Origin of the sequence: Streptococcus pseudopneumoniae, assembly GCF_001072665.1 — a bacterium.
GTDB classification, from domain to species: Bacteria; Bacillota; Bacilli; order Lactobacillales; family Streptococcaceae; genus Streptococcus; species Streptococcus pseudopneumoniae_S.
Genome location: NZ_JVJI01000030.1, coordinates 1 through 12296, shown reverse-complemented (window position 1 = coordinate 12296; position 12296 = coordinate 1). Strand labels below are relative to the sequence as shown.

Here is a 12296-nt window from a genome sequence, read left to right as displayed (position 1 = left end):
CACTCACTCTCTTTTATTTTCTAAAAATAGGTAGTCCCCATTCTCAGCATGTTCCAATTTTTCGCGCACCATTGCTTCTTCTTGGACAAATTCTGTTCCCTCTAACATGGATAAATTTCTCTTTAAAGCAAATTTATACTGATTAAAGGCTAATTCCATCGGATATTCTAACTCAGGCATCTCTAGCAAGGTTTCAATACGTTCTTCAATCGCATCTATAAAATCTAAATGAGATAAGTTATAGTTCTGAGTCAGTCCTTTAAAATTGATTCTGTAGGCATAAATATCTGAATCATACCGAGTCATCTTTTCACTTGCTAGATAGAGTTTCCACATAATGAACTGGTCTTCTGCATATTTCCCCTTAGGAAAGCGAATTTCATCAAATAAATGCTTTTTGAATAATTTTCCCCAAACTGCAGAATAGCGGAGGAGGGTATAATCCTCCATGCTATCCATACCTTGTATAGCATCTCTCGCACTGAGCGGAAACAGTAGTTCGTCTTCTTTTGGTTTTGGATAAAAATAAAACATACCTTCTTCAAAACGACAAAATGATCCTACGACAATATCTGCTTCAGTTAGTTGACTTGCATAATACAGATTTTCAATACTCTTCTCAAACATAAAGTCATCTGGATCACAGAAAAAGATATAATCACCCGTCGCAATATCTAATCCTGCATTTCGAGCATCCGATTGTCCACCATTTTCCTTATCAAGAAAGATAAAACGAGAGTCATCTTCTGTCAATTTCTTTGCAATAGTGATACTATCATCAAGACTACCATCGTTGACAATGATAACCTCTATATTCGTATATGTCTGTAACAAAATATTTTTAATACAATGTTCAATGTATTCCTCTACATTATATACAGGAATAATAATCGAAATCAATGGAACATCCATATATTTATACCTCTCTACTTAGTCAAATCTGCAACAATTTGATTGTTATAGTTTTCATCCTCTATAAATTCAATCCCTTGGTCAAAATTAAATTCTGCTGTATGCTTATGTTTTAACTGTACCTTTGTCTCTGCTCCCATTTGCATCCACTCATATTCAGAATCAATATGGCCAAGGTCTAAGGCACGATACCCTAATCTAGACAACCGATAAGCCAATATTTTGGCTGTTGGACCAAGCATCAGTAAAATTAGTCGTCCCGCCGCGTGATTTAAAACGGTTTGTTGAATAACATCCACCTTTGAAAAAGCATGGTGGGAAGGACAAATAATACGTTTTATAGAGCGAACATTGTTAAATAAATCATTACCAACTCCTGCTCGTGTAGTCGCTCCCTCTACAATAAGTATATCCTTGCCTGCAAAAAATTCTTTTATTTTTTCAAAATGAGTAGCCACCTTGCTTTTATCTTCGCTATTAATATACGGTCTTGAAATCCAAGCTGAACCATATCTCTTTGCCTTGCAAATATCTTGGAAAAACCTTCCATGATAATCTAACTCATTTTTCCAAAAATTTTCTGAATCTTTATTTTGGAGAAAATTTCCCTTAAAAATTCCAAAAATTTCTGGTAAGCACACAAGTACATTATCTTCCTTATCTGCATTTATCAAAATTTCTCTCATTTCTTGAGCTAAGTCCTCTTGATACTCCTGATATGCGATACTATTGCCGTTTATCAAACTAAACTCACCATCTCCAAATCGAACCAAGGATTTATCCGTTGCTAAAAGCTCATCTAAGGTCTCATCAATCGACATGACTGTAATATCAAACAATTCTTCCTGTTTAAAAGCCTGACTAAATCTCTCTGCCCCAATTTCAGAAAATAAGCGAATAGCATCTTCCATTTTCTCAATTTCTTTTCTTAGAAATAAATACTGGTCTACCTTTCCTTTGTGAGTTGCATAAAATGAAAAAATGGGTTTCTTGAGCTGTTCCATGCTTCTTAAAATGGTTTCATCTACGTCCCCATAATTAATATTCAAATAAGCATCTACATCCTTGAATAAGTTCTCCAAAGTAGCATTGGTACACTCTGGATGCAGATAAATATTATCAAACTGTCCCAATGAATTTAAATATGGACCTACAGCAGTATAAGCCGCGATATGAAAGCGATGTTCTGGAAATGTTGTTGCTAAATGTTCAATGCCTTCAAAGCTCTCTGTTGTTGTAAAAGTAAAGAAATCAAGGCCTTGTTTCTTGTCCTTTACAAAACTAAAATTATCCAGATGATGGGCTAGCAACTGTTGAAAGTCAAGATGATAGAAATCCCACCATTTTTCACGAAATCTATAGGAGACAGAACTATTCCACGGCTTTCTATTCGTTGTATAATGAATAACAAGCGGATTATATTCTAGATTAAAATGTTCCTGCCAATTATTATAAAAAGCAATCAAATCATATCCCACCTGAACATTGTAACTTTTATCTAATTCCAAACAACTGTCTTGAAACACCTGATTAAAAATCGACTGAGAATTCTTAAAATCTTCTAGATCTAATTGTTCTTTTTTCCTATTTGAACAAATCTCTAGACATTGTTCCGAAATGCTTAATTCTCTCCATTTAGCAATATCTATAAGCAAAACACCTGTATTAAAACTGCCATCTATATCCTTTACAGCAGCAACTGGAAAACCACTTAATTCTATTGAAAAAATAGACTTTAAATCACCATTTATGACAGTATCACTATCAATATAGAGAACCTTCTCTCTATCCACTAAATCTGCTATAAAATATTTGACATAAGCAATTAGACTGCTGTGGTTTGGAATTCCCAATTTACAAGATATTTTTTCCGTATCAAACGGAATACTGTAGACAGCTCCTCCTAAAATTTTTGCGACACGTCTAACTTTTCTAAACCAGTCTATCATAATTCCTTGATTAATAATATAAAAATCAACGGATTTATTATGATACATGATAGATTTCATGGTCACAGCCAATTGTTCTGTATAAGCTTGATTAGCAATCAAAACGACTGCAAGTCTTTCTGATGTCATCTCTCCTCCGAAATTCCATATCCAATACTATTCTGCACTCAAGTCTACAACAACTTGACTCAAATATGCTTCATCATCTGCTAATTCTATTTCTGTATCTAGATTAAACTCTGCAGTATGCTTGTTGTGTAATAAAACCTTATTTTCAGCCCCCATCTGCATCCACTCATACTCAGAATCTACATGTCCGATATCAATGGCCTGCATACCCTTGATAGCAAGTTCATAGGCTAAAACCTTAGCTGTAGGACCTAGCATTAACAAAACTAAACGTCCATCAGCATGGTTCATTATTGCTTCCATTATCTCATTTTTCTTATCATAGGCATGTCGAGACGGGCAAATAATTCGCTTAATGCTCTTAGCTCCATCAAACAAATCATTTCCTACCCCAGATCTAGAAGCATAGCCTTCTACGATAAGGATATCTCTTCCTTCCCATAGTTTTTTCAACTTTTCAAATTGAGATTTAGCTTTTGATTTATCTAAAAAATCAATATAAGGTCTGGAAATAAAAGTTGAGCCGTACCAAGAATTTTTACAATACTCTAGGTAAAATTCCTCATAATCCTCTAAATATTGTCTCCAAAAGGCCAAAGCATCTGGAACAAAAGAAAAACGATTTTTCAATCCTTCTTGTAAACCAATAATTAATGTAGGATTACTTTCTTGATTAAAAATAAATTTCAATTCTTCTGCAAGTTTAGGGTCATATTTCTGATAATTAATAGATTGGCCTAGCATGATTGCAGCCTCGCCATCACCAAATCGAGCGATTGAAGATTGATGCTCCAGAATATAATCAAGCGTTTCATCTATGGTCTGCACCTCAAAATCAAATGGCTTCTTGGGCAATTGTTTTGTTTCAGCATAATTCCTAATTGCAGCTACCATAGCATCAACATTTTTTATAGAAAATAGATATTGCCCTCTTTCTCCATTTTGTGTTTTATAAAAAGCAAAACAAGGAATATTTTTTTCTAATAAGCCATTAAATATACCATCTACTTCCCCACCATAGTTAATATCCAAATATAGATCAGCTTTATCCAGTATTTTCTCAATTTGTTCTGAATCCGAAGCAGGATATAGATAGACATTTTCTTTCTCAGCTAAATCGGTTAAACGTGGTCCCATCACAGTTCTAGCAGCAATGCTAAAATCACACTCAGGAAGCTGTTCTACTAGATATTCAATTTGTTCCAAATCTTGACTATTTGTAACTGTCAATAGTTGTAATCTTTGCTCTTCTGACCCTTTTTGGATACCTAACTCGAAAACAGCCTTTAATAAAAACTGTTTCGCAAAGAATCCTTGGCTGAGTAAGAATGAAAAATATTGTACCCTGCGACACATCTCAATGTAGGTCTCTTCGGACAATTGCTCCACTAGAGCATTTACTTCTTCCAGGCTATCTGCCACCAAACCTAATCCTTGCTCTACGATAAAGGCAGAGTTCGATAAGGTAGAAGGAATAATAACTGGAATACCTGCAGCTAAATAAGTACTTAACTTATAGGATAAATTCATACTATAATAGTCAAGATTTTGATCCTCGTTCTGATGGGTACTCCACACTAAGCCAAATCCGCCCTTCGATAACTCTAAAAGCATTTCTTCATCCGTCTTCCAACCCGCAATATAAACTTGATTCGATAAAGGAAAGGGTTCTTCATTTGTAAATACTGTTAGCGGAATTGTACCTTCCCAAGTTTTTAATTCTGGGAAACGACTTAAATTTCCTGCAAAATAAATTTCTTTTTTAAATATAGGTTCATGTAAGTCCAAATCATGAGGATGATCCCACATTCTTTGAAAAATGATTTTTTTAACATTCAATCCTTGTTGAAGTAGTTTATCTTTCATAGCTTCTGATGGTAAGATGATGCTATCTGCCATGTTGTAAAGATTGATATAATCCTGCATCAGAAATTCATTTGCTTTAAACATCAGAGGAATCACATCATGAACAAATACTATGATTTTCACATTGAGAAGTTTCAACTTACTTAAAAATTCTCTTTCAAACTCTAGACCATTCCAAGTAGGTGTTTGAAAAATGACCACATCTCCCATTGAAACACTTGCTAGAATCCCGTCTAATCTTCTACTTCTCTCTTCTACAGTTTCAGCTGATGCATGGTAAAAATAAATCCCTAACTCTCTAAATCCTAGTTGACTAGCTATCTTTTGAACAGCATTTTGAGCAATGGTTGCTGTACTTTCTCGAGCCATCCCATACAGATTGGTAATATGTAGCTTCATTTCTCTCCACTTTCTATCATATCTTTTTTCCTAGTTCGTGATTTCAAACAATCCTCTCAACATCTACAAAAACTTTTTCTTGACCTACAGACTGATATATTATCCTTCTAATAGAAATAGTACCTCTTGCAACCATCTTGCAGTTTGAGTAAATTCCAATTCCTCGAATTTTATCTTGTCAACTAAATAGCGAAGATACACAATACAGTCATCTACATACGAACTAACTTCTAACTTTCTAGCAGTTAGAAATGCAATAAAATTCAATCGTTGTTGAATATCACTCCTAATTTTTTCTAATTCAAAATGTTTGTATTCATCACTACTAGTTCGATAAATGTAATTATCTTTGTTTACATATACAATTTTATCAGAAATTAGATATAATTTATACCAAAATTCCATATCTTCTCCTAAAGTTGTTTCTTCATTGAAACGAATAGTTTCCACTCTTACACTCTTAACCAATTTCCCCCAGGTAGAGCTATAAGAATGATCAAAAGAAGACAATGCTTGCAAATTATCAATCAATTCTTGACCTGTAAATGTCTTTTTATCATATCCTCTTTGAAAAATATGAAAGTAGAAACAATTATCTTTTATATTGAATTTTTTATATGTCGAGACAGCTATATCTGCTCCTTCTTCTAAAAGAGTCGTATATAAAACTTCTAAATAATCAGAATCTACCCAATCATCCGAATCAATAAAAGTAATATACTCTCCTTTAGAATGCTCAATTCCCAGATTTCTTGCAGAGGACACCCCACCATTTTCCTTTTCAAAATAACGAAAACGAGAATCTTTAGAAACATATTCTCTACAAATATCCGCTGAATGATCAGGTGAATCATCATTGATTAATAAACACTCGAAATTTTGATATGTTTGAGCAACAATACTATCCAAGCATTGTCTCAAATAATTTTCTACATTGTAAATTGGAATTACAATGCTGATTAATTCATTTTCCAACATTTTATGATTCGCTTTTCTCCTCTAGTAAAAACATAACCTCATGAAGCCACCTTATTGTTTCAGATGTATCATATTCAGGCGACTCCTTTAGTCTCGCAACTTGACTTGTAATTAAAGATAAACAAGTTTTTACATATTTTGATACATTTACACCTCTAACTGCAAGAAATGCGATAAAATTCAATCGCTGTTGAATATCACTACGAATTTTTTCTAACCCAAAATGTCTGTCAACATTATCTAAACGATATATATAGCTATCTCTATTAACGAACACAACTTTGTTAGAAATAAGATATAATTTTAGCCAAAATTCCATATCTTCACCAAGGGTTGTCATTTCGTTAAAAGCGATCTTATCTAACAGACATTTGCGAACTAATTTGCCACATACATAACGATAGGAATAATCAAATGTATCTAAATCTATAAATTCATCAATTAATTCTTGATTTGTAAATACTCTTTTTTCATATCCCCTCTGAAAAGAATGAATATACCAGCAATTATCCGCCATATGAAACCTTTTATAAGTAGATACTGATATGTCTGCATTCTCATCTATAAGCGCATTGTAAAGGACTTCTAAATAGTCAGAATCCACCCAATCATCTGCATCAATAAAAGTAATGTACGTCCCCCCCCGAACATTCAATACCTAAATTTCTAGCTGATGATACTCCACCATTTTCTTTCTCAAAATATTTGAACCGAGAATCCTTCTCAAGATACTCTCTACAAATATCAGCAGAATTATCTGGAGAACCGTCATTGATTAATAAACACTCAAAATTTTGATAAGTCTGATTCTGAATACTATCTAAACACTGTCTCAAATAATTTTCAACATTATAAATTGGAACTATGATACTAATTAATTCATTCATAAGCAATTCAACTATTCTCCTAAGAATTGTCTAATAGACTCTACCATTTTCTCCGGCTCTGCCGAAGAAAATATATGACTTCGATTATTCGCATCATGGCTAGTATTTTCAAATGCAAATATTGGTTTTGATAACTGTTTAACCACTGAAAGAATGTTATCTATTTCCTGATAATGATTAATATCTAAATAAAAATCTAACTTACTCAGAATTTCTTGAGATTGATATGAAGTATAATTAGGATAAAGTGATACGTTCTTAAAAACTTCTAAATTAAATACTCTCGATCCAAAATAACTATGAGCAAAAATATGAAAATGGACATTTGGAAGTTTTTCTACAAGATATTCTATATGTTCCAACTCTTGCGTATCTGTAAAGATAGCTGTATGAAATAAACTAACTGTTGCGATGTCACTAAACGATGTCGGTTTTGTATCCTTTTCTGATAAAATAGTTTGCCAATCTAAACCATTGTAAAACCACCATAATTCTCGATATCTTGTTTTTATCGAATGATTCCATGGTTTATGTTTTCCTTCAAAATGGATAATAGCCGGCTCATATGACACATCCCATTTCTGTAAAAACCAATCTGGTCTTTTTTCATAAAAAATTTCTGCATCTAGCCCAACCATAAAATCAAAATAGGGAGTTAACTCTTTCCATTTATCTTTAAATAATAAATTTAAAACCCCTTGATCTCCATATACTTCTTGGTGTTTTTCATGAGTTAAATCTAGCAATTGCTGACAAATATTTTCTGACACCCATTTGTCAACATTAACAACCATCATTCCTGCATTAAAAGAATTTACATCCCATGAGTCCCGAACAGCGAGAATATAGTTTCCATCAAAAGATATTTCAAATAACTTATCCAAGCTTTTGTGAACGATCATATCACAATCTAAGTATAAAGCCCTACTTTCTTCCACAATTTCAGGAATAAAATAGCGAAAATAGGTCATATATCTAATATGCTTATTAGGAGTAGAAAAGTGTTTTACTTTTTCTGAATCAATCCTTATATTTAAAATTTCACAGTTTATTTTCCCCAATTTCTTTTCCATGAGACAGAACCACTCTTTGGGAATATCTTCGTTAAAAATGTAAAATTTCAAATCCTTATTATGATAACAAATAGATTTAATAGTCGTTTCCAACTTGTCACGATAATTATTATCTGCTCCTAAAACAATCGCTTTTTTTATATCCATAGCTCCAAATTATCCTCTTTCTTTTACAATAAGATTCCCATCATTATAAACCACACTATTAGCCGGAATATCTTTACGCACTAAGCATCCTGCACCTATAATGGTATTATCCCCAATAGTCACTCCTTTTAAAATCGTGACATTACTTCCTATCCAACAATCTCTTCCAACTCTAATTGGTGCTGTAGTCCACTGCCATTTTTCGATTTTCTCAGCTGTGTAGATATGATCATGGTCGTAAAAACGAACTCCCTCTCCCATCATAGTTCCAGAACCGATTTCAATTCTTTCCATACAGTTGAAACTACAAGAGTTATTAATAAAGACACCATCATGCAGTATTACCTTACCAGAAGAGACATGGAAATTTTCAAAATTTCTACAGATGACATTATCTCCTATAACGAAGTTGGCCGTAGCATCGATTTGAAAGACATTCCAAGTCCCATCTTGGATGATTTTTTCTTGATGATTGGTGCCTACTCTGACTTCATTCAGATACTCTCTCACTCTAAAAACCAATTTATCTGGTGTACTTGACAGAAAAACTTCCTGCCCCTGATTTCCATGGACTGTATTGTCAAATGCAAAGACAGGTTTCTCAGCCTGTACAAACCTTGATACAATAGCATCCACTTCTTGAAAGTGATTGATATCTAGTAAGAAATCACACATATTCACTAGAAAGTCAATTTGCTGATCAGTTGTAACTGTCACGAGACGGACATTGTATTTTGACTCCAATACTCCTATCTTTTCAGAAAAGTGTACAGGAGCTGCAATATGAAAACAAATATCTGGTAAGTTTTCTAAAATATATTCTAATTGTTCAATCTGATCACTTACAGTTAAAATTAGTGCATCGCCTCGCACAGTATTTTTCCTCATCTATTTAACTCTCTTATTCTATCTATCATTTCTGAAACTTGATCAATCTGATATATCTCTTGATTCGCTTCATACGATTTTGTATTTTCAAAGGCTAAAATTGGTTTATTTTGGGAAATAAATTGCTCTAATATCTCTACTTCCTTCTCACCATAGTTGATATCTAAAAGTACTTGACTCGTCTCTACCAATTCTCTATCCAATTCCTCTAAAGATACTGTTCCAGAATAGACAGTGACATTTGGATACACAACAAATCTAGAAAGATTCTCACTAACTATTACTCTTGCTGCAATCTTAAATTGCACTTCTGGTAAAGCCACTATTAGTGTTTCCAACTGCTCAATTTGATCTGAAGCTGTATAAATCAAACAAGAAAACGGAAATTTAATAGGATAAAGATGCAATTTTTTAAGAGAATGTAAACGATGATTTTTTCCTAACTCTGTCCATTCCATATCATGGTAATACCACCAAACATCACGATAGGTTTGTCCAGCATGTACCTGCCAAGGCTTTCTCTCTGATAAATAATGGATGATCCCTGGATATTCTTGACCATTTGGAAAACGATAGTTTGCGAAACGTTCATGAATGACAATATGATTATTATCAAAATCTAGTTCTAGCCATTTATTTTCAAAAAGCATATTTAAAATACTTTGATCAGCCTGATCCACTTTATCATGCCATTCATTGGTTAAATCAATCAACTTTTGAGTTATATTCTCTTGCTTCCAAAGAGCATTATTAATCAAGAGAACACCTGCATTAAAGATTTCTCGACCAAAATAGGCTCTGCCTCCAAAATCTCGAATAGCAGCCAAAGGATAGTCCTGTAAATCTGTAGCAAATAAGTCATCTAGATTTTTTGTTACTACTAAATCGCAGTCTAAATAAAGAGCCTTGTCTTCTTTCACGAAATCAGCCACAAAATAGCGCAGAAAAACAGTGTAACTGATATCTGTTTTGTAACGTGAAATTTGCTCAGAAGTTACCCGACAATTGATAATTTCTGAATCAAACTTTTCCAAGCGCTTATTTAATTGTTTCAACCATTCATTAGGAAAATCACTATTAATCAGATAAAACCGAATCGAACGATTATGATAACAAATAGACTTAATTGTAGTTATCACCTGCTCTACATAAGCATAATTTGCTGCGAGGACAATGGCTTTCTTTTCCTTTTGCTCCTGTATTGATAACTGATTCAAAAGAGTTCTTTTCATTTCAAACTCTTTATACGTTGCTGTGTCAGATAAACCACTAGCTTGACCGTTCGCGAGACTGACTTCTAACATCTGCCGATAAACTGCCAAGTGTTTCTCAAGAGGATAACCCATATTAGCTAGTAGAGTGATACGTTCAGACATAGCATCAACCAAGGCATGCATCCACTTTTCTGTCCAAGTGTTTGTAATACTTCCACTTCTCTGGCGATATGCGTACAAACCTTTATTTAAATAAACTACTTTATTTACAGATAAGTACATTTTTTGATTAAAATAACCATCTTCGCCGAGTTTACCTTTATCAAACCGGAGATAATCAAACAATTTCGCTTTATAGAGTTTGCCCCAAGCAGATATCAAAGCAAAACTCTTCATTTCTTGAGATTCATATAAGTTTTCAAAAATAGAAATATTGTCATATACTTTCTCATAGTAGGAATCCCCATATATATGGAAATAATATGTTTCCTCATCTTCATTGTAAGAATAATAATTTCCAACAGAAATATCTGCCTGATACTCAATTATTTTTTTGTAAAGGATTTCTACATAATCTAATTCAACCCAATCATCAGAATCAATGAAAGTTACATAGGAACCAGTCATCTTGTCCAGACCTACATTTCTCGCATCTGATAAACCACCATTCTCTTTTTCAATATAGACAATTCGATTATCTTTTTGTGCATACTCTTGACAAATTTCACCCGAATTATCTGTAGAACCATCATTGATTACAATTATCTCAAGATTTTTATAAGTTTGATTAATTAAACTATCCAAACATTTTTCTAGGTAATTTTCAACATTATAAACTGGTACAATTACCGTAATTTTTTCAGTCATGTAATCGTTCTCCTTTCTTACTATTATAACATTTTTTATGCTATTTTTCTGTTTCTCTTAACCTTTAAAACGCAAAAAATCCCCTGGATGATTTTTCATCCAAGGGATTCTTCATAAATCGAAATAATAATACTTTCTATGTATTTTTAATCCGATTACTCTTCATCATCACGTTTACGGCGTTTTGCAAACAGACCTAAACCAGTCACAGCTGCCAAAGCTCCAAGGAGTACAGATGATTTGGAAGCTTCTGTACCTGTATTTGGCAATTCTTTTTGAGATTTACCTGTTGATTCAGAAGTATTTCCAACTTGTGAGTTCGAATGGTTTGCTGAATTTGAAACAGAAATCGAAGTACTTGTCGATGCTGAATTTGAAACTGATGTGCTCACTGAGGCTGAAACTGACGCTGAAGCTACTGCGCTAGTTGAAGCTGAGGCTGAGGCCACCGCACTCGTTGAGGCTGAGGCTGAGGCCACCGCACTTGTCGATGCTGAAGCTGAGGCTACTGCACTTGTTGACGCTGAGGCTGAGGCCACCGCACTCGTTGATGCTGAAGCTGAAGCCACCGCACTTGTCGATGCTGAAGCTGAAGCCACTGCACTTGTCGATGCTGAGGCTGAAGCCACCGCACTTGTTGACGCTGAAGCTGAAGCTACTGCACTTGTCGATGCTGAGGCGCTTGCTACTGCACTAGTAGATGCTGAAGCACTTGCTACTGCACTAGTAGATGCTGAAGCACTTGCTACCGCGCTTGTTGACGCTGAGGCTGAAGCTACTGCACTAGTAGATGCTGAGGCTGAAGCTACTGCACTAGTAGATGCTGAAGCTGAGGCTACCGCGCTTGTTGACGCTGATGCTGAAGCTACTGCGCTAGTAGATGCTGAGGCTGAGGCTACCGTACTCGTTGACGCTGAAGCTGAGGCTACCGTACTCGTTGACGCTGAAGCTGAGGCTACTGCACTTGTTGACGCTGAAGCACTTGCT

At 34.3% G+C, this 12296-nt stretch carries 9 protein-coding genes and 2 pseudogenes; 1 reads left to right on the top strand and 10 read right to left on the bottom strand.

Annotated elements, in window-relative coordinates; translation table 11 throughout:
• Nucleotides 1–3: 3 nt before the first annotated feature.
• The 10 genes and pseudogenes from ADH52_RS02340 to ADH52_RS11745 all read right to left on the bottom strand — a co-directional run bounded on the left by ADH52_RS02340 (nt 4) and on the right by ADH52_RS11745 (nt 11701).
• Nucleotides 4–912, bottom strand: a complete 909-nt coding sequence (locus ADH52_RS02340) for a glycosyltransferase family 2 protein (protein WP_049488429.1) — start codon at nt 910–912, stop codon at nt 4–6.
• A gap of 14 nt (nt 913–926) precedes the next feature.
• Nucleotides 927–2990 (bottom strand): SP_1767 family glycosyltransferase, encoded by a 2064-nt coding sequence (locus tag ADH52_RS02335; protein ID WP_049488431.1) that lies wholly within the window; start codon nt 2988–2990, stop codon nt 927–929.
• Between the two features lie 27 nt (nt 2991–3017).
• On the bottom strand, nt 3018–3884 hold the full coding sequence (locus tag ADH52_RS11625; protein WP_239664888.1) for an SP_1767 family glycosyltransferase: 867 nt from the start codon (nt 3882–3884) through the stop codon (nt 3018–3020).
• Nucleotides 3885–4253: 369 nt separating this feature from the next.
• Nucleotides 4254–5255: pseudogene (locus ADH52_RS11620) on the bottom strand (sugar transferase); the annotation flags it as partial.
• 99 nt (nt 5256–5354) lie between these two features.
• On the bottom strand, nt 5355–6233 hold the full coding sequence (locus ADH52_RS02320) for a glycosyltransferase family 2 protein (protein ID WP_049488433.1): 879 nt from the start codon (nt 6231–6233) through the stop codon (nt 5355–5357).
• Nucleotide 6234: 1 nt separating this feature from the next.
• Nucleotides 6235–7120 (bottom strand): annotated as a pseudogene (locus tag ADH52_RS02315) (glycosyltransferase family 2 protein).
• An 11-nt stretch (nt 7121–7131) separates the two neighbouring features.
• Entirely contained in the window at nt 7132–8340 is a 1209-nt protein-coding gene (locus ADH52_RS02310) for a glycosyltransferase (RefSeq protein WP_049488436.1), read from the bottom strand.
• Nucleotides 8341–8349: 9 nt separating this feature from the next.
• Nucleotides 8350–9228: an acyltransferase gene (locus tag ADH52_RS02305; RefSeq protein ID WP_049488438.1), complete on the bottom strand. Its 879-nt coding sequence runs from the start codon at nt 9226–9228 to the stop codon at nt 8350–8352.
• Complete coding sequence (locus ADH52_RS02300; RefSeq protein ID WP_049488440.1) at nt 9225–11309, bottom strand: glycosyltransferase; 2085 nt, start codon at nt 11307–11309, stop codon at nt 9225–9227. Before ADH52_RS02300 ends, ADH52_RS02305 begins: the two co-directional genes overlap by 4 nt.
• 155 nt (nt 11310–11464) lie before the next feature.
• On the bottom strand, nt 11465–11701 hold the full coding sequence (locus tag ADH52_RS11745) for an LPXTG cell wall anchor domain-containing protein (RefSeq protein WP_269796294.1): 237 nt from the start codon (nt 11699–11701) through the stop codon (nt 11465–11467).
• Between ADH52_RS11745 and ADH52_RS11740 the strand changes: the two genes are divergently transcribed.
• Nucleotides 11694–12296, top strand: a 603-nt coding sequence (locus ADH52_RS11740) for a hypothetical protein (protein ID WP_275043575.1), incomplete at its 3' end; no start/stop codon positions are given. The genes ADH52_RS11745 and ADH52_RS11740 overlap by 8 nt on opposite strands.